The sequence below is a fragment of the Streptomyces enissocaesilis genome (genome assembly GCF_039533765.1).
GTDB lineage: Bacteria > Actinomycetota > Actinomycetes > Streptomycetales > Streptomycetaceae > Streptomyces > Streptomyces enissocaesilis.
In genome coordinates this window covers 1-20998 of record NZ_BAAAUD010000023.1, presented here as the reverse complement: position 1 = coordinate 20998, position 20998 = coordinate 1, and the positions used below count along the sequence as shown (strand labels likewise).

The 20998-nt window shown below is 69.5% G+C and carries 17 protein-coding genes and 1 pseudogene; 9 read left to right on the top strand and 9 right to left on the bottom strand.

Annotated elements, in window-relative coordinates; all coding sequences use genetic code 11:
* Positions 1 to 326: 326 nt before the first annotated feature.
* The gene (locus ABD374_RS12100) at positions 327 to 1466 is read right to left on the bottom strand and encodes a globin domain-containing protein (protein ID WP_344494359.1); all 1140 of its coding nucleotides are present in this window, start codon (positions 1464 to 1466) and stop codon (positions 327 to 329) included.
* Positions 1467 to 1980: 514 nt separating this feature from the next.
* On the opposite strand from ABD374_RS12100, the gene ABD374_RS12095 reads away from it, so the two are divergent.
* From ABD374_RS12095 to ABD374_RS12085, 3 genes are all read left to right on the top strand, one after another.
* Complete coding sequence (locus tag ABD374_RS12095) at positions 1981 to 2223, top strand: DUF6411 family protein (protein WP_344494357.1); 243 nt, start codon at positions 1981 to 1983, stop codon at positions 2221 to 2223.
* 581 nt (positions 2224 to 2804) lie between these two features.
* On the top strand, positions 2805 to 3524 hold the full coding sequence (locus ABD374_RS12090) for an MBL fold metallo-hydrolase (RefSeq protein WP_344494355.1): 720 nt from the start codon (positions 2805 to 2807) through the stop codon (positions 3522 to 3524).
* A gap of 308 nt (positions 3525 to 3832) precedes the next feature.
* The gene (locus ABD374_RS12085; protein WP_344494353.1) at positions 3833 to 5335 is read left to right on the top strand and encodes a carboxylesterase/lipase family protein; all 1503 of its coding nucleotides are present in this window, start codon (positions 3833 to 3835) and stop codon (positions 5333 to 5335) included.
* 43 nt (positions 5336 to 5378) lie between these two features.
* Here ABD374_RS12085 and ABD374_RS12080 read toward each other — a convergent pair whose 3' ends face one another.
* The gene (locus tag ABD374_RS12080) at positions 5379 to 5972 is read right to left on the bottom strand and encodes a hypothetical protein (protein WP_344494351.1); all 594 of its coding nucleotides are present in this window, start codon (positions 5970 to 5972) and stop codon (positions 5379 to 5381) included.
* Between the two features lie 81 nt (positions 5973 to 6053).
* On the bottom strand, positions 6054 to 6341 hold the full coding sequence (locus tag ABD374_RS12075; RefSeq protein WP_344494349.1) for a hypothetical protein: 288 nt from the start codon (positions 6339 to 6341) through the stop codon (positions 6054 to 6056).
* Between ABD374_RS12075 and ABD374_RS12070 the strand changes: the two genes are divergently transcribed.
* The 4 genes from ABD374_RS12070 (at position 6340) to ABD374_RS12055 (ending at position 9728) form a co-directional block, all read left to right on the top strand.
* Entirely contained in the window at positions 6340 to 6801 is a 462-nt protein-coding gene (locus tag ABD374_RS12070; protein ID WP_344494347.1) for an SDR family oxidoreductase, read from the top strand. The two genes, ABD374_RS12075 and ABD374_RS12070, sit on opposite strands and share 2 nt — an antisense overlap.
* Before the next feature lie 105 nt (positions 6802 to 6906).
* Positions 6907 to 8313 (top strand): hypothetical protein, encoded by a 1407-nt coding sequence (locus ABD374_RS12065; RefSeq protein ID WP_344494345.1) that lies wholly within the window; start codon positions 6907 to 6909, stop codon positions 8311 to 8313.
* 34 nt (positions 8314 to 8347) lie between these two features.
* Positions 8348 to 8935, top strand: coding sequence for a pyridoxamine 5'-phosphate oxidase family protein (locus ABD374_RS12060; RefSeq protein WP_344494343.1), 588 nt, complete (start codon positions 8348 to 8350; stop codon positions 8933 to 8935).
* A gap of 460 nt (positions 8936 to 9395) precedes the next feature.
* A complete protein-coding gene (locus ABD374_RS12055) occupies positions 9396 to 9728 on the top strand; it encodes an SCO4225 family membrane protein (RefSeq protein WP_344494341.1) in 333 nt (110 codons plus the stop codon).
* A gap of 299 nt (positions 9729 to 10027) precedes the next feature.
* On the opposite strand, the gene ABD374_RS12050 is transcribed toward ABD374_RS12055, so the two are convergent.
* Complete coding sequence (locus tag ABD374_RS12050) at positions 10028 to 10594, bottom strand: hypothetical protein (protein WP_344494339.1); 567 nt, start codon at positions 10592 to 10594, stop codon at positions 10028 to 10030.
* A gap of 1057 nt (positions 10595 to 11651) precedes the next feature.
* On the opposite strand from ABD374_RS12050, the gene ABD374_RS12045 reads away from it, so the two are divergent.
* Positions 11652 to 12257, top strand: coding sequence for a hypothetical protein (locus tag ABD374_RS12045; RefSeq protein ID WP_344494338.1), 606 nt, complete (start codon positions 11652 to 11654; stop codon positions 12255 to 12257).
* A gap of 259 nt (positions 12258 to 12516) precedes the next feature.
* Here ABD374_RS12045 and ABD374_RS12040 read toward each other — a convergent pair whose 3' ends face one another.
* Positions 12517 to 13107 (bottom strand): hypothetical protein, encoded by a 591-nt coding sequence (locus ABD374_RS12040; RefSeq protein ID WP_344494337.1) that lies wholly within the window; start codon positions 13105 to 13107, stop codon positions 12517 to 12519.
* Positions 13108 to 13834: 727 nt separating this feature from the next.
* Between ABD374_RS12040 and ABD374_RS12035 the strand changes: the two genes are divergently transcribed.
* Positions 13835 to 14389 carry a M23 family metallopeptidase gene (locus tag ABD374_RS12035; protein ID WP_344494336.1) on the top strand — a complete coding sequence of 185 codons (555 nt, stop codon included), beginning with the start codon at positions 13835 to 13837 and terminating at the stop codon, positions 14387 to 14389.
* A gap of 1069 nt (positions 14390 to 15458) precedes the next feature.
* Here ABD374_RS12035 and ABD374_RS12030 read toward each other — a convergent pair.
* The 4 genes and pseudogenes from ABD374_RS12030 to ABD374_RS12010 form a co-directional block, all read right to left on the bottom strand.
* Complete coding sequence (locus ABD374_RS12030) at positions 15459 to 16739, bottom strand: ABC transporter substrate-binding protein (protein ID WP_344494334.1); 1281 nt, start codon at positions 16737 to 16739, stop codon at positions 15459 to 15461.
* 1722 nt (positions 16740 to 18461) lie between these two features.
* On the bottom strand, positions 18462 to 19199 hold the full coding sequence (locus ABD374_RS12020) for a 3-keto-5-aminohexanoate cleavage protein (protein WP_344494332.1): 738 nt from the start codon (positions 19197 to 19199) through the stop codon (positions 18462 to 18464).
* Between the two features lie 813 nt (positions 19200 to 20012).
* The gene (locus ABD374_RS12015) at positions 20013 to 20450 is read right to left on the bottom strand and encodes an ATP-binding protein (RefSeq protein WP_344494330.1); all 438 of its coding nucleotides are present in this window, start codon (positions 20448 to 20450) and stop codon (positions 20013 to 20015) included.
* A gap of 146 nt (positions 20451 to 20596) precedes the next feature.
* Positions 20597 to 20998, bottom strand: a pseudogene (locus ABD374_RS12010) (sigma-70 domain-containing protein); the annotation flags it as partial.

Sequence of the window (20998 nt, the reverse complement as noted above, 5' to 3'; positions counted from 1 at the left end):
GGCAGAAACAGCTTGTCACTGCTCGAAGGGCGCACAACCCGCCCCAGACGACAGCCGGCGGGCGAGGGCCGCACACCTCACCGCGGTCGTCTCGGAGATAAGGCCCCGTAAGGACATCCTGCGCCTCGTCGGATCCGTCCACACGGGGTGCCGGCAAGAGCCCTTTCCCCGGCCGCAAACGGCGGTGATCAGCCCGTGGGCCTGGCGGGCCGGGGCGGTTCGGCCGTCCCGGTCACCTCGGAGAGGGCGGCTGGCTGCCCCTTGCCTGGACCAGCATATTCAGTGACTCGGGTGCTGGACGCTCACGAGGCCGGCGGCGTGGCTGGTCACAGGGGTCTGCCTCCCTGGCGGTGCGGGGCTGGTGCGAGGGGTGCGGTGAGGACAGGCACATCCACCGGGTCGTGGTGGATCCGGGCCGCGGGCATCCCGTCGTGCAGCAGGATCTGGGCTGCTTCTGTGACCATGGCGGGCGGGCCGCACAGGAACGCCTCACGCTGCCCCCAGGGGCCGAACTCGCGCAGGACCTGCGGCAGAGTGCCTTCCCGGCCGGCGATGTGCTGGTGGGAGACGGCTGCGCGTACGGAGAGCCAGTGGTGGCGTTGCGCCATCCGCAGCATGTCGTCCAAGCCGTAGAGCTCTTCCCCGGTACGAGCCCCGACGAACAGATCGACATGACGCCGCATGTCCCGGCGGGCCGCTTCCTCCAGCAGGGCACGGATCGGCGCGAGACCGGTTCCGCCTGCCACGCACACCAGGTCCCGGTCGCCCGCTGCCTGCAGGGTCATGTCCCCTTGCGGTGGTCCCAGCTGCACGATGTCACCCACCGCCGCGTGGTGGACCAGGGCGTTGCTGACCTGCCCGCGGGCCACGGCGCGTACGTGGAAGGTGAGGGTGTGGTCCGGACGCGGGGCGTGGGCGGGGGAGTAATGGCGCCAGGCTCTGGGATACCAGGGCGTCTCCATGCTCACGTACTGACCCGCGGCGTAGAGGTACGGGACCTCTGGCCGGACGGTGATCTCGGCGATGCCGTGCCCACGGTGTACGTGCCGAACGATCTGCGCGGACCATGTGGCGGGACGCAGCCGGGCGTCGTCGTCGGCAGCCAGGATCATGACCCGCGACGCGGTGGTGTAAGCACGCGTCCAGGCGGCGGCTGCCTCCGCCGTCCAGGCGGTGCCGGCGAAGCGGGCCAGAGAAGCCAGAAGGCATTCGCCCACCGCCGGGTAATGAGCTTCGAGCGCCCCGAACTTGCGGTGGCCCCGTCCCAGCTGGGAGCAGAACCGCACGAGGTTCTCCGGATCGTCGGCCAGGTCGACTATGCGCAGCAGCCCCCGCAGCAACCGGTCGCGCTGGATGTCCATGTTGTCGGGGAAAAGCTGCCTGACCTGCGGGTAGCGAGCAAACAAAATGGCATAGAAGTACACCGTCATCTCAGCCGCCTGCGACTCGACCACCGCCAGGCTCATGCGGACCAGCGAAATCTCACGGGGAGTGAGCGGCTCAGGCGCCCTCCCGGGCGCCGACGGGCCCGCAGGGGGCGGCACGGACGGGCGCTGCGGCGCCTTCGGTCGGAAAGCAGAACTGAAGACGTCGAAGGCAGGCACGGAGCAGTGTCGCAATCGCAGTAGTGGGGCTCACTTGGCAGTGGGGCTGATCCAGGGTGCCCGAAAAAACGGGCGGTAAACATATGGACCTCCGTACCGCGCAGCGGCGAGGCACAGCGGTCCACGACCTGTCGGTCGGTCTGCAGGGTAGTCGGGAGGTTGATTTCACTGAGCACTGGTCATGGTCTCACCTGGTTGGCACGAGGCGGTGAAGGGGACGACCGATCCGGTCCGGCGGGCCGGCGCAGCGAGCCGACTGCGCCCCTGCCGGACGAGGCGCATCGATGGTGGGGCCGCCGGTCGCCGCGGGCCGCCGCGCATGCGCCCCGCCGACCGGGGCAGGTGGCACCACACACCTCACCCCAAGGAGCTCTTCATGATGATTGCCGGCATTATCGCCATCTGTGTAGTTCTCGCTGTCCTTGCTTTCTTCGTGCCCCGCCTGTCCCGCCACCCCGAACGCGGTACGCAGCGGACTCTGGGAGCCGGAACACGCGCCGGCGGCAAGGCCCCCGGGATCCTGGGCCGGATTTTCAGCAAGCCCTTCCGCAGCAGCTCCAAAGCCGTGGGCCGCAGCGGCTCCGCCGGCCGACGAGCCCGCGGCCGCATGCCGTTCTGATGGCTCGGCTCACGCCGTCGGCCGGGTAATCGACGTACTGCCCGGCGGTCAGCGGCCTGTCTCCAGGACCTGACCTTGGAGGCGGTCGTGGGACGTCGGCCGATTGGTTCGTCCGGCCGGTCAGCACGCCGTATCGAACCGGGAGAAAGCGAGACGCGCCCGGCGCAGCGGTACGCAGGCAGTGACCACCGACGGCCGCTGGTGGCCACCCATGTCCTCAATTGTCCTCAATCCAGGACGGGTGAGCACCACCATGCTCCCGCCCCCCCCTTTCGGAAAGCACGGACGCGGGCGCTACCGGGAGGAGGGCGGTGCGCTGCGTTTCTCGTACCGGAACCGACGAGGTCGTCCGCCGCTACCGGACGAAGGTCGGTCGAGCACGGCCCGTGTGCTGTCCGTACACCCCGATTTGCTCCGCCTACGCCGTCAAGGTGCTGCACCAGCATGGTGGGCCGCGTCTGCCGTCGACGGAACTTTCCCCAGGAGTCATCGACTTTCCGTGGCCCGCCGTTCACGCTGCGCATAATTCGCCCGCAGCACAAAGCGACCGGCGCCCCCCGGCCGCCCGATAGCGTCACGCCGTGGAACTCACCCGGATCACCCCTGCCGTCTGGCAGTTGCCCTTCCCCGTCGGCCATGTTCACGTCGTGCGCCTGCCGGACGGATACGCCCTGATCGACACCGGCGTGCCGGGGTCCGCCCCGGTGATCCTGGAGGCCCTCGACCAGCTCGGGGGCCGTCCTCAAGACGTGCGGCAGATCGTTCTGACCCACTCCCACGGCGACCATATGGGCTCGGCTGCGGATCTCGTCGCGGCCACGGGCGCACGCGTCCTGGCCGGTGCGCTGGACACCCCGTTCATCCGCGGCACCGCCCCCGAGCCCGAGCCGGTGTTCACTGCCTCAGAACGTGCCCTCCATGAGCAGGTCATGGCTGGATTCGGCGACTCCGGCATACCTCCTGCGCAGCATGTTCCGGTGGACACCGAGCTGCGCGACGGCGACCTCCTCGACGGCTGGGCCGAGCCCGTCCGCGTCCTGCATGTTCCGGGCCACACTCCGGGAGGCATCGCGCTCCATCTCGTTTCCAGCGGCGTGTTGTTCCCGGGTGACATCGTCGCCACCACGGAGGGCCGGGCGATCCTCGGCCCGTTCAACGTGGACAGGGAGGAGGCCGTCGCTTCCTTCCGACGGTTGGCAGCGCTGGAGGTGGAGACAGTGTGCGTACCCCACGGCGAGCCGTTGACGGAAGACGCAGGCGCGGTGCTCCGGGCAGCCGCTCCGGAGAGCGACTGGGTGTGACAGGAAACGTCCGGGACGTTGCCACGCACGAGGGCTGGTGAGAGTTTTCCGCCGGCGAGGCGGGGGCCCGGGTGTCACGTCAGGGCTGCGATTGTCTCCCCCAGGGGCGTGCGCGCCGGCACCGTCGTCGCCCTGATGGGCAGGCGAACCATGGGCAGGCGGACAGGTGGACGGCGGACAGGGCGGGTGATTCACATCGCCGGTGCGTCAATCGTGATGATCTTGGTGTTGGTCCTGGCGCGCTGAGCGATGCAAAGCTGAAACTCCGCCCTTCCCGGCGATCCGGCATGCAGCGAGAGGCGGCCTCCATGGACATCTTCAGGACGAAGACCGGTTTGGCCCAAGGCTTCCGGGCCTCCGACGACGTCGTTGCCGTCCTTGGCATCCCCTATGCCGCCCCGCCGTTCGGCGCCAACCGGTTCCGGGAACCTCTCCCGGCACCGGCGTGGACCGGAGTGCGGGACTGCACGGACTTCGGCCCGGTCGCCCCGCAGTCGGCACAACTGCCCGGCGCCCCCGTGTGGTCGCCCGACGACGAGGACATCCTCACCGTCAACATATGGACCCCGGCCCCGGAGGGCGGCCGCCTGCCCGTCCTGGTCTGGATCCACGGCGGTGCCTACACCTTCGGATCCTCAGCCCAACCCGACTTCAACGGCACCGGACTGGCCCGCGCCGGTCTGGTCGTGGTCACCCTCAACTACCGGCTCGGCTTCGAAGGTTTCGGCCACATCCCCGCCGCCGAGGCAACCGCCTACCCGGACAACCGGGGCCTGCTCGACCAGGTCGCGGCCCTGCGCTGGGTGCGTGAGAATATCGCCGTCTTCGGTGGCGATCCTGGCAACGTCACGATCGCCGGCCAGTCCTCCGGGGCCGCCTCGGTTGCCTGCCTGATGGTGATGGACCGCGCCCGTGGCCTGTTCCACCGTGCCATCGCCCACAGCGCCGCCAGCCCTTGCTGCACACTCGAAATCGCTGCGGCAACCACCCGCGAGATCGCTGCGGCGGCGCGCTGCCCTGCCACACCCGAGGGCCTGACATCTGCCACTCCGCAGACCCTGGTCATCGCCTCCGACCAGGTAGTCGACGACTACCGGCAGGACCCCGCCTCCGGCTCCCGCCACTACGACCCCTCGCTCTACGCCCCCGTCCTCGACGGCGACGTCCTGCCCACCGACCCCCTCACGGGGATGGCCACCGGTGCGACCCGGGGAGTGGACCTGCTGGTCTGCCACACCACGGAGGAGTACTGGTTGCTCGACGCCGTCGGCAGCAGCGCGAAGATCACCACCGATGAACAGCTGGCTCTCTTCGCCGAGGACTTCCGCCTCCCTGACGGCCTGGTGGCCGGTTACCGCGCTGCGATGCCCCACGCCCCGGTCCTCGACGTCTACCTCGCCATCTTCGGTGACCTACTGTTCGGCGAGTACAGCAACCGACTCGTCGAGCTTCACGCCCAAGCCGGCGGCCGGGCGTTCCTCTCGCGTTTCGATCGTCGGCGCACCGGCCCGAACGGGGGCGTGCGGGCCTGGCACTGTGCCGACGTCCCGTTCGCCTTCGGCAATCTCGACAACGACTGCCTGGCGTTCCTCATCGGTGGCACACCCACCTCCGCAGACCATGGACTGGCACGCCGCATGGTGCGCGCATGGGCCGATTTCGCTGCCACCGGCAACCCGGGCTGGCCATCCGTCAACGGCTCCACCGCCCAGGTGAGAATGTGGAGCACCGACGACGCTCCCACCGGCAACCAGTCCGCCGTTGCCCGTTCCCTTTGGGCCAAGGCCGAGTTTCCAGTCCTGTGTCCGTGAGCGGGGGAACCGCCCCGGCATCACCAGGCGAGGCCGGCCGGCTTTACCCGGTGGGGGTGGGCGCGGAGGGCCGAAGCTCCGAAATGACCGCGGTCCCGGCTACGGATCGGTCCTCGTGCAGGGTGATGACCTGGCCGGGCTGAAGGTGTCGCCACTGCGAAGCATCGAGAGGAGCGAGCCGTACCGAGGCTCGCCCACCCGGCTCCAGGAAGGGTGTGAACTCCACCCGGAGCCGCGCGATGTTGAGCGCCCTCCCACCGGCCGGGGTCCGGTTTCCGATGTTCCACATCGGGCGCAGGACGCCCGCACCGGCAAGGGGCGTCTGCCGTCGGGCTTCGGCGGCCGGGCGGAGGGTGAGGTCGGCTCGGATGATGCCGTTTCGGGTCTCGTCGCAGCGCCAATGACACCAAGCCGCGCTGGCCTCGAGCCGCATCTGCTCGGCGGCGGTGGCCAGGGTTTCCCAGAAGCTGAGGGAAAGGGGCTGGACGTCACCGAGTTCCTCCAGCAGGTCGAGAGCCACTTCCCACTCGTCGTGGGTGAGGTACTCCCAGACATCGTTGACCGTGATGTCGTTCTCAGTCGCGATCTCCTCGGGCACCAGCAAGGAAGCGGCTTCCAGCAGCTTGGGGACGTCCATGCCCTGATTCTGGACCTCCTCCGCCACAACGCAGACCTCGGTGGCCGGGCCCGAGCACCGCCGAGCTCGGGACGGTCGGGTTCATGCCTGGCGGGAAGCGACCAGGCGTCGCGGTGCGGCGTGATGCGCCAGCCTGTTGCGCGTGGCGGCCTGGAGTCGCCGCAACCACAGGGAAGCCGTGCACAGCAATCCGGTGAAAACCGCGAGGAGAAGTACGGAGACCCACATCTGCCGACTCCCGGGGTGCGTCCATCCCGTCCAGGCCGCCGCGGCCGCCCACAACAGGGCGCCTGCCACGTAGAAAGTGCGGGCCCGGCGCAGCTGCCGCGCGGCCCGCACGGACATGAGGTGATCAGTCTTCGGTGCCATGCCGAGCCGTGTACCCCGATCCGCGCGATCCACCGGGCGGATCACGCCGCACCACTCCGCGATAAGCCGTCGGCGGGACGCGGCCCTTCCGGGCATGGTGGAGTGCGACCGCCGCGGCACCATCGTCAGCATCAGCTCGGTCGCGGGGCCGCAAGACCTTCGCCCCCCCACGGCCTGTGCCGGCACCAGGTTCGCGGCGTACGCGATGTCGGAGAGCCTGCGCGAGGAAGTCGCCCCGTACGGGGTGCGGGTCACCGTGATCGCGCCGGGCGCGGTGGAGGCCGAGCTGCTGTCGCACACCTTCGGCAAGGTGGGCAGGGCCCGCTGCGAGGAGTGGAAGAAGACCAACGCCTCGACGGCGACGGCGACGGTGGCCGAGGCGGTCCGATACGCCCATGCCCGGCCGAAGGAGGTCTGCGTCCGGGAGCTGGCGCCGGCCGGGTCCCGGCAGCAGGTCTGAAAGCAGCGGGAGCTCGGGCCGGATGAGGGAAATATCGGGCGACTCCCCCCGCCGTGGCACCGTACGCTCGGCGGCACCCCCGAACAGCAGGGATGACCGACCGCCATGACCAGCGAATACACCGGCCGAGAGACAGCCGGAGAGCCGGCAGCACACCAGCTCGCACAAGGCACCCCCGTCGGCTCCGCGCTCGACACGGACGACCCGACGGCCTGGATCTCGCTGGACATCGAGGTGCGGGAGCTCTCCCGCCCCCGGCTGTATCCCGTGCACCCTCGGCCCGCGCCTCCGCGCCGTCGGTGGCTGAGCCGCGTCCTGCCCCCGCTCCGCGCCGAGCCCGAGGCCGCATCCTCCCGGCCCTCCCCGGATGCCGGGCTCGCGGTCGTCCGTGCCCTGCCCCCGGCCACGTACGACACTGAGCCCGCCCTGGCCCTCGCCCTGTGCGACGCCGACGGTCACGTCCGGGAGGCCGCCCTCGCCCGGATTCCGACCGGCTCCGCCCTGCTCCCCCTGGTCGTGATCCGCTGCGCGGACTGGGCCTCCCCCGTACGCGACCGGGCCCGCGAGCTGCTGCGGGCCGAGCTTCCCGCCCGCACCCCCGAGGAGCTGGCCGCCCTGGCCCCGCTGCTGCTCCGTATCGACCGCCGCGAGCGCGGCACCTTCGCCGCCGGGCTCCTCGAAACGGCCCTGCGCACACCGCCGTACGACCACCTCAAGGCCCAGCTGGGCAGCGCCGACCGCGACACCCGGCGCTTCGCGCACCGCATCGCCGCGGCCGGGCAGGTCCTGGACCCCGCCGAGTTCGCCCGCAGCGCGGCCCGGGACCCGGACGTGGTGGTGCAGAGTTGCTGCGCCGAGGCCGCGCTCGCCGGCGTACGGCCGGATGCGTACGACGAAGTGCTCGGTCCACTGCTGGCCGCGCGCAACCCGCAGGTGCGCGCCGCGGGAGTCACCGCGCTGCGCAAGGCGGAGCGGCCCGTGGAGGCGGAGCCGTTCCTGGCCGACCGCTCCCCCGTGGTGCGGGCCTGCGCCCGCTATGTCGTGCGGCAGTACGACATCGATCCGCTGCCCGTCTACCGGGCCTGGTGCGCGGAGCAGGGCCCGGCCGCGCTGCCGATCGGTGCGCCCATCGGGCTGGCCGAGTGCGGGGACCGCCAGGACGCCGGGCTGCTGTGGCCGCTGACCGAGCACCCGGACCCCGCGATCCGGTCCCGCGCCGTGGCCGGCCTGCGCACCCTGGACGTCTTCGACACCGGGCGCCTGATCCCGCTCCTCGACGACCCGTCACCGGCCGTGACGCGTGAGACCGTCACCTCCCTCATCCCTTCCGCCCGGCGGATCCCCGTCGATCACCTTGTCGACCGGCTCACCCCGGACCGCCCCCGGCACCATCGGCTCGCCTCCATCCGGCTGCTCGCCGCACAGGGCGGGACCCGTCAACTCCGGATCCTGAGGGCCCTGTTGGAGGACGAGGATGCCAAGGTCCGCGAACGGGCCGGCCGGACTCGTTAGACAGGCGAAGATTTTCCCTACATAATCCTTAGGCATGGGAAAGACCTACGAACGCATCGACGGCAGGCTGCGCACCTTCATAGAGGAGCAGCCGATGTTCTTCACCGCGACCGCCCCGCTGGCCGGTGACGGCACGGTCAACCTCTCCCCCAAGGGCCTCAAGGGCTCCTTCGCGGTGCTCGACGAGGAGCGGATCGCCTATCTGGACTTCGCCGGCAGCACCGCCGAGACGATCGCGCACCTGCGGGAGAACGGCCGGATCACGGTGATGTGGTGCGCCTTCCAGGGGCCGCCCAACATCGTCCGGGTGCACGGCCGGGGCGAACCCGTCTTCCGTGACGACCCGCGTTTCGGGGAACTGCTCGCACATTTCCCGGACATCGACCCGGCCCTGCACGGGCTGCGCGCGATCATCGTGGTGACGGCCGAACTCGTCCGTGACTCCTGCGGTTACGGGGTGCCCTTCATGTCGTACGACGAAGATCGCGACCTGCACGGCAGGCGCTTCTCGCGTGAGGACGACGCATCGCTCAGTGCGTACTTCACCAAGAAGGACCACATCGCACAGAGCATCGACGGCCTGCCCGGACTGCCGCTCCCGCTGCCGCCCAGTACCTTCTGAGCAACCGCCCCTCCCCTTGCGGGGGTCGGCGTGGCCTTCGTACGTGCCGGTGACGCACCCACCGCCGCCCTGTTGGCCCTGACCCCGGACGGCAGCGGTCCGCCGCTGCCGGACCGGCCGGCCGACACCGGCGGGGCAGTCACCCGATCCCGCCACGTCGGCTCAGGCAATGGCTCAGGCGACGGCTCAGGGGCCCGGCTGCGAGGGGAAGTGGGCGGCCTACGGCCGGGACGGGAACGTCCGCGCGTGGCAGCACCCCCACTGCGGCGGCGTCCCGCTCGGCCAGTCCCAGGGGGACGACTCCCCCTGGGGTGACACCACGGGCGGTACGGACCAGCGGGGTGGCCGTACGCCGAGACGCCTGAGGTTCGTATGCAGTGAAGTGAGTACACGTACTCACGCCACGGCCGCATCCTCTCCAGGAACATGAGGCCACCACATCGCCTGTCGGGAGAACTTCATGATCGCGCGCAAGTTGTTTCGTAGAGCCTTCGCCAACCCTATTTCTGCTGCCTACCTGGGAGTTGTCGGAACGGTCACGGTGTTCGAGGTGGCTGCCGCCTTCATCGAGGGTCCTCAGGAATTCGCAGGGCTCTGGGTCCTCATGACGACCTCCCCCACGGCCTTGCTGTTCCTGGGGGTTGCTGAGGCGATCGGCGGGGGCGCGGGGCCAGAGGGACTCCTGTTCGTCATCCTTGCCGTCAGCGCCTTCATCCAGTCACTGGCCTTGGGGCTGCTCTGGGAGGTACTGCGGAGCGGGCGCGAAAATCCCGGCCGTCCCCGGCACAGTTGAGCCGTCCCCTGCCTGACCACGGTTTCGCACGGCCCGAGCCCGCCCTGAGATCGGTCGATCGGGTTTCCCCGGACTGAAGGCACCCTGTCCGCGGGGCTGAGCCCGGTCTGGACGCCCCACGGGTCAGCTGGTCGTCAAGGATCAATCTCAGTGGAAGCGCCGGGCCGATCTGCACCTGGACCGGTAGACACCCAGGCCAGGAGCACCTTGACCGCGGTTCGTCACTGCCGAGCAAGCGGCTCCGTCCACCGGCACCATGAAGACCCCTCACACCGCCAGGCGGCTCCGCGTACGACGCGTCACCTTCCGTCGGTGATGTAGTAATCGTTCTCGAGGTACTCCAGGGTGTAGCTGCCGAGGTCGCTCTCGGAGAAGGCGGCGGAGGCCCTGACCGCTTCGAGTGGCATCTCGATCTTGTCGGGGGTGCGCACGGTGACGCGCCGCGGATCGACCGTCGCGGTCCGCAGGGCCTTCTTCTGCGCGGGTGAGATCATCTGGAACACAACGACGTATGTCGACGTGCACGGACCGAATCCCATGTCCTGCGCCTTCTTCGCGCCGGGACCGGCCACTTCGCAGACCGTGTCGATGTCCTCACGGCCGAGGGCGTGAAGGTACTGCTCGTACCTCTGGATCGCGCGCTCCTTCGTCCTGGGCGCGGGCTGGTTGCCGGTCGGGGTGGCCGACGGCTTCTCGGTCCGAGCGGACGCGGACGGCGTGGCCGACGGCTCTTGTGCCCGCGTGGACGCGGACGGCTGCGAAGGCTTCGCCTCCGCACCCTCCTTCGATTTCTCCGGTCCGCACGCGCACGCCACCAGCGTCACGCAGGCCGATACCGCCACGCTCACCATCGTTCGCGTCCTCATTCGGTCCCCTTCACCAGCCGACTGCACATCAAGAGGTCACGCAGGATCCGGGGGAACGGTTCCCGAGCCGGTCCAGGAGTCGTGATCAGTGCCGCGTCCAACGCCGTCCCGCCGACGCCCGTAAGCCACCGCCCACCGGAGGGTCCTGGCCGACCGGGCCCGGATCTGTTTCCCCTGCGCGTCCAGGGCCGTACCGGGGCGGCAGGCGGGCATCGACCGGCAAGGGCTGCGTCACCCGGTGCCCACCGTACTCCGGAGCGGCCTTTCGGGCCTACGCCGGGTCATTCCGTCAGGAGTTCCCGGACGGGACCACCCCGGCCAGGGGATCACCCCGCCCAGAAAGGCGAACAAGATCCGCCCACCCGAAGTCCACGCAGCCCGTCGGTGAGCCCGCCGCCTGTCGGGCCATCGCCGGCCTCGTCTCCGACCGTCACCGACCGCACCCCCAGCGGCTGCCACCAGCCCACAGCTCAGGCCCCCACATCCCCGGCGCACTCACGCACCAGCTCGTTGGAGGAAGGAGTTCACACCTCCTGACCCGACGACCGGGGAGTACGGCCTTGGATGCGCTCGCGGCCGAGCAGCTGGACCGTGCTTCCGTCCACGGCCACACCGGGTCCGTCCTGAATGATTTCCTGCCCGCGAAGGCCGGTGAGGCCGCGGTCCGGCACATGCCGCCTGAGGCCACTGGGATGCCGCGCGCTCTGGTTCTGGCTGGTGGCAGGAGGCTGCGACCGGTGCCGTGCGTGGTGGACCGGCACGCTGCGGCCGGAAGCGGGGATCCCATGGCGGTCGCGACGCAGGGCCTCGAGGCGTACGCGGTCACCGGTGCGTCACCGGTCGACCGGGAGCGCGATCCACTCCGGGGCGGCCTCGCGGCGGTCGGGCCATGTTTTCCTGACGCTCCCTCATATCTGATTTCGGACAAGGCGGTTGCCGGTTTGCGACAGTGGCATTTTTCGTCATCTGAGCCGACTAGGGTGCTTCCTGATCCGCTGTCAGGTGCTCTCGGTCGTCGAGAGGCAATACACCGGCATGTCCACAGGACGGGTGTGAATTGAACAGTCAATCGCGTCGCCTTCAGAGCCGTACGACGGTGTCGTTCCTCCGCAGCAGGTTCGCCGCGATGGTCGGAGCGGTCGCGATGCTCGCGGCCGTCTTCACCGGCACGGCCACCAGCACCGCGGGCGCCGCCGAGGCCGGATCCGCGGGGGCCACGGCGGGCGGGTGGACCTGCCCGGGCACCGCCGTCCCTCCCGGTTACGTCATCACCGCGTTCAATCGCAGCGGCTGCAACGGTTCAGGATCCTGGCTGCACGAGCCGGCCCGTGACGGCATATGGACGTGCACGTACTCCCCGGTCGTGGCCGGGTATGTCATCACCGGCTACATCAGGAGCGGTTGCGACGGCATCGGCTCCTGGCAGCACAAGCTCGCCCGTGACGGCATCTGGACCTGCGGGGGCTCCCCGGTCGTGGCCGGATACGTCATCACCAACTACATCAAGAACGGTTGCGACGGCGTTGGCTCCTGGTACCACCAGCTCGTCCGCAACGGCATCTGGACGTGCCCCTACTCCCCCATCCCGGCGGGCTACCGGAGCACCACCTACGACGCGAACGGATGCAGCGGCCTCGGCGCATGGCTCACCGTGCGCGTCTGATCCCGGTCTCACGCACACACCACCCCTGCCGTAAGCGACCCTGGGGCACCACGGACCGCGTGGTGCCCCAGGTGTGTGTGGTGCCCCAGATGTGTAGGGGGCAGCGCCGCCCTTCGGTTCCCGCTCGCATCCCTTCATAGCGGTGTCGGGACACTTGGGGACCGCGATGAAGAGATGCGGAAATCGAGCGGGGAGCAGGAGCCGCTTTCCTTGGTCGTCGGGTCGCACGTACAGCCGGCGTCGGAAGGAGACCAGCGGCTCAGGGGCGAGCGGTCGGCTGACGGTGGACCGCGGCGAGCAGGTACCGACGGTGTCGCTTCCGGCCGGGGGGCGCGGGCAGGGTGCGGCTCGGGGGCGGGGTGGTGCCTTGCCCGGTCCAGGCCGTGAGGGCGTCGAATGCCGTTCTGAGGCACGGGGACATCGGCCGGACCGGCTCGGGACGGGCCGCGTACAGGCCGTCGGAGTGCGTTCCGCCGGTGACCCGATAGTAGCGGTGCATATCACCGTGGCGGGTGTCAGCCACCATTTTTGCGCAGACGTCACCACTCCTGGAGATCGGCAGGAGCACATCCAGCGTGCCCTGGAGGCTGATGAGCGGTCGCTTGATCCTCCCCGTCAGTGACAGGTTCTTGACCACCTTGTGTACGTCGGCCGGACGGTCGGCGTAGACGTAATCGGTGGCGCACCCTTTCTGGGTGCCTTGCGGGCAGAACGGAGTTCCGGCCTCCTTGTCGCTCTCGTACCGTGGGTCGACCTCCTCGCGCACGATGTGCTGGAGCGAGTCCCCTTGGTTGCGGTAGTGGAAGTCCCACAGCGGCTCGGACCCAGCCGGATACCCGGCGGCGTACATGGCGTCCCGGGCGCCCGGCTCTCCGGCGCGGTAGCGCGGGTAGGCGCGCAGTGCGGCGGGCGCCGTGGCCAGGATATCGGGCTGGTCGGGAGTGAACAGCAGACCGTGCAGTTCGACGCCGCCCGTGTGCAGCCGCGGGTGGGTTCTCCAGCTGCCGTCGCACCGGATAGCCGCCCGCCGACGCGCCCGCCATATAGGTTCTCGCAGGCTTGCGGCCGTAGCGACGCGCGGCCGTCCGCTGGGCGGCCACGGTCAGTTCGGCCACCCGGTCATGCCATTCCGCGATGGCGTCGCCGGGCCCTTCGGGTGCCGTGACGGGTCGGGCCCGGGGCACGGTGTACGCGGGCCGGACGGGAACTGGTAAAGCGCCGGCCGGGCGCCGAGGGGGCGGGCGGTCCGCCGCGTGTGCCGCAGGTGGGGCTTCACCTCGACCTCACACCCGTCCAGCACGGCGGTGATCCGGTCGTGTCCGACCGGGACGTGTCGCGCACGACCGGGACGTGGGGGCAGTCCCGCACGGTCAGCACGGGTTCCCCGTAACGCCCATGGGACGACCGTAGACATTCCAGCGCACCGGAAGGTCAGGGGCGCAGGCCGTTCGACCACCTCCCTCCGCCCGTCCCCGCCTGCGGCATGACGTGCTGCAACTTTTTTCAACAGCCTTGTTGAATGGGGTAGTTGGTGTCAGTGTTGTCCGGTCTGGATCAGACCCCCGACGGGAGGCGCAGTGCGCGACGCGAGACGACTTCTCCTCAGATTCGGCGCCCTGGCGAGCTCAGCACTCGCCGTCGCAGGGATCGGCCTCATAGCCGCCCCTCCGGCCGCGGCCGTTGACTACTACTACGAACTTCCCTACCCGTCGGGTGAGTCCTACCTCGTCACCCAAGGGCCCGAGGGCACGTACTCGCACACCGGCCCGTACAACGAGTACGCCTGGGACTTCGGACTGCCGGCGAACTACGAGGTCTCCGCCGCGCAGGGCGGCACGGTTCTCGTCTCGGACTGGTCGCCGTACTGGCAGAACGGCATCGAGGTCATCATCCGCCACTCGAACGGCCAGTGCACCCACTACGCGCACCTCAACCGGGCGATCTACAACACGGGCGACTGGGTCCCGCAGGGCCGGGTCATCGGCTGGTCGGGAGCCACCGGAGCGGCGACCGGCGCGCACCTGCACTTCCAGGTCATCAACTGCAACACCCGCGTCGGTGTCCCGGCCACGCTTCAGGGCTGGACACCGCCCACCGGATCAAGACCGGTGAGCGTCAACACACGCGCCTGACACCGGTCTCGCCTTCGCCCCGCCCGGCGCAACGAGCGGGCGGGATGGCGGGTGCGTGCCCCACCCGCCGCCTGACGTATGCCCAGATCGCGGGAACACGGCCATGACACACGTCGGCCGATGCCTCCGAGCGGCTGGGACCAGTGCGTTCGGTCGGCCGAGGAGGTCGGGAGGTGTCCTGGGATTTCTGGTCGCCGTCAGGACTCACTGGCGGGAAGCAAGGCCGCCGGACCTTCGCGTGATCACCCCCTCTTCGACCGGCCGACGGGCGATCCAGTCGGCGGGCGGCATCGCCGCAGCTGGGCGCGGTCACGGGGCGGTCCGGTCTGCCGGGTCAGCGCAGGCAAGGACGTGGGGAGCGTCGCAGGCGCATGCCGAAGGGGTGATCCGGCGGTTCCGGTCCAGCGGCCAGGGCCACGGCCAAACCTTCATCTTTCGCACAGCATCACTTCCGGCAGCTGTCCTGCAACCGACTTCCCTTCATGTTCGGGACACAAGGCCGGCAAGGTCCACCTCGCCTGCGACGGACGAGGTCGCCCGCCGGTCTTCCTGGTCAGCGCCGGAACCCGCGACGACCGCACCCAGGCCCGAGCCGTCATCGAACGCATCCGCGTGGTCCAGCCGAGGCCGGGAAGACCTCGCACCCGGCCCGACCACGTCGCCGTGGACAAGGGCTGCTCCACCCGCGCCTTCCGTGCCTACCCCCGCCGGCCCGGCATCGGGGCCGCTCTCCCCGAGCGTGTCGACCAGTTCGCAAGCCGGAAACGACGCTGTGAACGACCCTGCGGGTGCGACCAGGCCACCTGCCGACGCCGCAACGTCGAACGCTGCTTCCACCGCCTCAAGCAAGGGCGCGGGATGGGAACGGCCGTCGCCCCGCGCACCTTGTGGGCCCTTCGCGGGCGAGGGGCCGGGCGTCCGGTCGACGCCGTACGGCCCCGTTGCCGCGTCCGGGTGGGACGCCGGCGGAAAGCGGAAGGAAAAGGAGGACGGAAGAACCAGGAAAAGGGGAGAACCGGCGACGGGGCAGGAGGTCGACAGGCCGACCCCCGCAGATCCCGAAGACCCCCTACCGCTGCTCCGTTATGTCCCGGGCCTGCTGGGCGATGTCCTCCAGCACGACCTTCGGGTCGGCGGACGGCGCGACGGCCTTGCCGATGTTCCGCTTGATGGTGTTGCTGACCTGCAGCCAGGACGGTTCGTTGACCGGGTAGAGCTCGGCACCGCGCAGTGCGGTCAGGAACTGCTCACCGCTGGGATCCGCCGCCGCGTCCTTGGACGCCTCGGCCGCGGACACCGTCGAGGGCAACAGGTGGTAGCGCCCGGCGAACTCGCTGAGGTTCTTGTCCTCGTAGACGAACTCCAGGAAAGAGCCCACCAGTTCGCGATTGTCGTCGTGCTTGAAGGCCATCATCCAGTCGGCGACGCCCGCCGACGGCGGGATCCTCCCGTCGCCCAGCGTGTCCGACACCGGCATGCTCAGGGTGCCGACCCTCATGCCCTTCGCCCTCGCCTCGTGGAGGAGCGAGGGGTAGCCGTTGACCATGCCGACCTCACCGCGCAGGAAGGCGGCGAAGGCGTCCTGCCGGTTGAGCTCGGCCGGCGGGACCGGGCCGGTCAGGCCGGGCGCGACCAGGTTGTCCTTGATCCAGCGGAACGTCTCCGTGTTCTGCTCGGACGCGATGCTGTAGCCGCCGCTGCTGTCGGCGTACCCCCCGCCGTTGCTCAGTTCCCAGATCAGGGCTTCGGCGTGCGCCTCCTCGGGACCGAGCGGCAGGGCGTACGGGTAGAGCACGCCCACCTTCTTCAGTTCCTCGGCCGCCTCCTTCAGGTCCGACCAGGTCTTCGGCGGCTTCGCTCCGGCCTCGTCGAACAGCCCCTCGTTGTAGAAAAGCAGTCGGCTGCTGGCCACGAAGGGCAAGCCGTAGAGAGTGTTGCCGACCGAACCCGCCTCCACGAGCGGCGACAGGAAGTTCGCCTCCGCCCTGATCGACAGCAGCTCACTGGCGGCGTAGAGGCGGCCCTGCGCGGCGAAGTCGGAGTACGCGCCCATCAGGGCCACGTCCGGGGCGTTGTCCTCCTTGACCATGCGGGTGACCTCGCGGTCGACGTCGGCCCACGGGTAGAGCGTCACCTCGACCTTCTTGCCGGGGTGGGCGGCGGTGAAGGCGGCGGTCAGCTTGTCCCAGTACGCCTTGGAGCTGGTCGCCGGGCTGTTGCCGTACTCGGCAGCCACCAGGCGCAGTGTCGTCTTGCCGTCGCTCCCGGACAGGCCGCAGGCGGTGGCGAGGGAGCCCAATAGTCCGAATACGGCCACGGAGGCGGTCGCACCGAAGAGTCTTGATCGCACGAATGTTTCCTCTTGATCTTCTTTTGGATAGTACGGCCGGAATTCTCTCCTGACTCAGGGCGTATTGCGCCCCCTGCTCAACGGTTGTGGCCCTTGCTCCAACTGCGTCGGTTGCGACTGGTGTCTTCCGATATGCCGACACTGATTCCGACGCGCGTAGAACCCTCCGCGGTGTCCAACGCTGCTCCTGTACGGAGCATTGACGGCCGACGACAATGCAGCGAAGTGCGGTGCGGTGCCGGGCGGCGCGAGCCCGGGAAGAGGGGAAGGGCATGGCCCAGTAGTGCTTCGTCGGGTTCTGGGTCTGGTCCCGGCGAGGGGGACGGCCGCAGGTGGTGCAGTTGCCGGTCCAGCACTCCAGCAGGTCCTGGAAGGCGTCGAGGACCCGGCAAAGGGTCAGGCCGGCACCTGGGGCTGTGGGGGCGGGCCGCCTGAGGGTGGGGAGGGCCTGAGCGACGGTGGCGAGGGGGGACGTGGGGGCACCGGCCCCGGCCCAGTGCGCCCTTCGAAGCGATCCAGGCCCAGGCCGTATTTCAGCTCGCGGCAGTCGTGTTCGATGTGCCGGTGCGTCTTCACCCACCGGACCAGGTCGTGGACCGGTGTGGTGGCGGGCAGGCCGGTCAACCAGTAGTAACCGGTCGGTTCGATTGAAAGTCCCCTTCTGTCCGGCGCGGAGCCCCGGTTCTCCAGACACTCCGATGGGCCTCGTCCGAGTGGACCTGAGTGGGTTTGAGAACGGGCGACCATCGGCGGCGCGTCCTGTCAGGGCCGGAAGCGCCCGTCCCAGGCCGGTTCTGCCACAGACCTGGCGGAACATATCGACTGGAATCGGATGCAGCGGAGGAAGCGGGCGGCACGAAGACCCCTTGGATTGCCGACGAAGAGGCCCATCACCCGGCGCACACCAGGTGCGCCTGCGATTCAGGCAGGGGAAGGCTCGCTGTGCCGCACCATCAAGGGCAGCACGCGATGACAGGCCGATCACGGCCTACAACGTCAACGCGCGCTCGGACGACCGACCATGTCTTAGCTCCTCGTGGGTGTATCGCCGCACCCAAACCGTAGCCGTCGGCCGTCCGACCCGAAAGGTGGCCTCGTTCGCCTCTCGCGCAACCTGCTCTCCCTGCCGACGCAGCTCCGTGACAATCGGCTGAACCGGCGCGGGGTCGAGACGGAGGCGGTGTGCCGCGAGCGCATCGCACGGCGCGGGGTCCTCGTCCACTTCATCCGGTGCTCCTACCAGCTGGCGGACGGACGCCCCATGGTCACGCGGATCCCCCCTGTTCCTGCCGGATCCCCCACGCAACAGCTGCCTCACTCCCCTCCCCCGTTCGGTGCTCGTCATCGCCGACAGGGCAGACACGGAAGCCTTCACCTCAGGCAGAACGGTCGGCCAAGACCGCATCGCCGGATGCGTTTTGGATGCGCATACCGCTCTTGCAAGCAATGCGGCCCGACGAAGGTTGCTGGACAGTCAGGGCACGGGCCATGCCGCACTCTCTTCCGGAGGGGACGGCGTCGACGACTTCCCCGAGCAGCCGCCGGTTGCGGAGTTGCTGCACGGCATTCAGGACCGAGAAGCAGGACGGAGCCAGGGAGCGGCGGAACTCCCCGGTCCGTGGGCGTTCGACCGGCGGGCTCATCATGTAAAGCTGTCCCGGTCACGGAACACCGGTCGAAGATCCGCCTGCCCCGCCGGTGTTCCGTAATCCCTGCGTGAGGTCAGAACCGCCGGATGCGGTGCTCGTCGAGGATCCTCCGCGCGGCCTGCACAAGTTTCGCGTTGCCCTCCGGGGCCGAGCCGTCCGGCAGGATCAGCACGTCCTCCAAACCGATCCTGGTGTCCAGTCCCAGGCCGGCTGCCGCTCGCAGCACGGGCCAGGCCCCACCGTCTTCGCCGTGCAGCAGCAGAGCCACCGTGAGGTCTTCCCCGAGCTCCTCCACCAGGGCCGTGGCGGTGGCCGCGGCCGTGCCCGGATCGGTATCGGCGACCTCGGCGAGCACGCGCAGCACCCGATGGGCCAGTGGCCAGGCACGGAACCGACGGGCCCCGTCGGTCCCCGACCAGACACCGGCCTCGATACCGACCCCACGCTCCAGCAGCACAACAGCCACTGCTTCAGCGCCTTCCTCGTGCCAGTTCACCGAGGCATGGTCAGGCAGCACCGTCCAAGACCGGACCAGCTCGGCCCGTTGTTCCGGGTCCGGTACCGCCCACGCTCCGGTGGTGACTCCGACCCGCACCCCTTCCGGCACGACGGCACGCACCGCGCTCACCGCCTCACCCACCACTCGGGGCTCCAGTGAATCGAGACCGTCAGCTCCCCTGGGGTGAAGGTGAATGTCCTCCGCGCCGGCCCTCACCGCACGTGCGGCCTCGACTGCCAGCTCCCCGGGCGTCACGGGAACCCAACGGCTCTCGCTCCGACTCCGCACTCCGTTCAGGCATACCTGCAACATAGACCGAACTCTGCCAGACACCACTGGCACCTTTCGTGGTCCGCACTCAATGAGCACAGAACGGCCATGACGAAAAGCTGAAGACCAACCTCACCTTCCGAGGCACGAATCCCCGTCTCTACAACCCGGCTGGACGTGGAACCGGGCGTCCCGCCGGAACCAACCGCAGTGGCGGGCCCTTCCAGCATGGCCGAAACCAGCCGTTTCCCATCGGTCCGCCTCCCCAGCACCGCTCCGCACGGCCGTCAGCCATGGGCGCAACCGTCGGTCCGTGCGTCACTGCCCGGCGGGGCACACCGCCGAGCGGAACGCCGCATCGGGGCGGGCCTCCGACCGAAGTCGTCCGCCACACGCCCGACAAGCCCTCTCCCCGGCCTCCAGGACGACGACCGCACGCACCTGGCGGGAGGCCTGCCGGGCGAGACGCTCTCCTACGAGATACCCAGGGCGTGACAGCTTCGGATGCCGTACGGCCGCCAGCCCAGCCAGAAGCCGGACAAGCCTCCTGGACTGGCTCGACGCCGCCCGGCAGGGCCTCCTGCCCAGCCTCCACACCTTCGCCGCGGGCATCGACCGGTACCGGGCAGCGGTGATCGCTGCCGCACCCTCCATGAACTCGGCGACGAAGAACGGCCGGACGCCTCAGTCTGCTCATCATCGGTTGACCGCACCGGTGGGCGGTAGCTGCCACCCGTACACAACGATCAGCTCGGGACTGTGCGTCGGCACTCGATCACGATGTCAGAAGTCTTCACGGTGTCGGCCTGGGCACCGGACAGCCGGAACTCCGGCAAAGCGGCAAGCCGCCCCTCCTCACCACGGCAGGAAAGCGTGCACCGTCTTGCCGTCGGTCTCTGGAACGATGATGGTCTGCTCGGCCAGTGCGCTGATGAGATGCCAGCCCAGCCCACCGCGGCCGGTGAGGTCAACGGGCCGCGGCCGGGGCGCTGCCGGGTTGGTGTCGGTCAGGGCGACGTGCACCGTCCCGGTCATGGTGGTCCGCAAAGTGAGGGTGAAGGGGCCGGGAGCAAAAGCGAACGCGTTGGAGGCCAGTTCGGTGACGACGAGCAGTACGTCGTCGTGCGCGTCCGGAGTCGCGGGCGGATGCATGCGGCTGAGGCCGTGGAGGAAGTCGGAAGCCCAGCCGCGGGCTTCGCTCACATCACTCAAAGTGCCGTCGAAGTGCCAGCTTTGTTCGATGCTCATGGTGGTCAGCAGTCCGGCGTCCGACTGATCTCGGTCAGCAGCCACGTCTCACTCCTTCGTCCCGTCGGAATCTGGAGCCTTACGGGTTGCCCATTCCTTCGGCACTCATGCCCATGGTTCGCAGATGCACATGACAGGCGTGGCCAACGAGTCGTGCGACGGGTCAGGCCAGCATGCCGGTGCGGAGCCNGCATGGTGAGGATGCGGCGTTCCCGCTCGTCGAGGCGCGCCAGGAGCGGGGCCAGGGTGTGGAGGTCTTCGACCGTCTCCATGGCGGCGTCCGGCTCCCCCAGCACGTCGGCCAGCGCACGGACCTGGGACTGGCCGGCCTCGGTGTCCGTGGGCATGTCGAGGGAGCCGGCGGTGTAGCCGTTGGCGGCCACCAGGCCCTCGACGACCTCTTCCTCGTTCAGTTCCAGGTGGGCGGCGAGTTCCTTGACGGTCGGCTCGCGGTCCAGGCCGGTGGCGAGCTGCTCCTTGGCCTTGGCGATCTCCACGCGCAGTTCCTGCAAGCGCCGGGGCACGTGGACGGCCCAGGTGGTGTCGCGGAAGAACCGCTTGATCTCTCCGACGATGTAGGGCACGGCGAAGGA

What these genes read in the sequence shown, in the direction of transcription:
- ABD374_RS12100 (WP_344494359.1), bottom strand. Translation starts at nt 1,466, where the DNA reads ATGAGCCTGGCGGTGGTCGAGTCGCAGGCGGCTGAGATGACGGTGTAC.
- ABD374_RS12095 (WP_344494357.1), top strand. Translation starts at nt 1,981, where the DNA reads ATGATGATTGCCGGCATTATCGCCATCTGTGTAGTTCTCGCTGTCCTT.
- ABD374_RS12085 (WP_344494353.1), top strand. Translation starts at nt 3,833, where the DNA reads ATGGACATCTTCAGGACGAAGACCGGTTTGGCCCAAGGCTTCCGGGCC.
- ABD374_RS12080 (WP_344494351.1), bottom strand. Translation starts at nt 5,972, where the DNA reads ATGGACGTCCCCAAGCTGCTGGAAGCCGCTTCCTTGCTGGTGCCCGAG.
- ABD374_RS12070 (WP_344494347.1), top strand. Translation starts at nt 6,340, where the DNA reads ATGCCGAGCCGTGTACCCCGATCCGCGCGATCCACCGGGCGGATCACG.
- ABD374_RS12075 (WP_344494349.1), bottom strand. Translation starts at nt 6,341, where the DNA reads ATGGCACCGAAGACTGATCACCTCATGTCCGTGCGGGCCGCGCGGCAG.
- ABD374_RS12065 (WP_344494345.1), top strand. Translation starts at nt 6,907, where the DNA reads ATGACCAGCGAATACACCGGCCGAGAGACAGCCGGAGAGCCGGCAGCA.
- ABD374_RS12060 (WP_344494343.1), top strand. Translation starts at nt 8,348, where the DNA reads ATGGGAAAGACCTACGAACGCATCGACGGCAGGCTGCGCACCTTCATA.
- ABD374_RS12055 (WP_344494341.1), top strand. Translation starts at nt 9,396, where the DNA reads ATGATCGCGCGCAAGTTGTTTCGTAGAGCCTTCGCCAACCCTATTTCT.
- ABD374_RS12050 (WP_344494339.1), bottom strand. Translation starts at nt 10,594, where the DNA reads ATGAGGACGCGAACGATGGTGAGCGTGGCGGTATCGGCCTGCGTGACG.
- ABD374_RS12040 (WP_344494337.1), bottom strand. Translation starts at nt 13,107, where the DNA reads ATGTACGCCGCCGGGTATCCGGCTGGGTCCGAGCCGCTGTGGGACTTC.
- ABD374_RS12020 (WP_344494332.1), bottom strand. Translation starts at nt 19,199, where the DNA reads ATGTTGCAGGTATGCCTGAACGGAGTGCGGAGTCGGAGCGAGAGCCGT.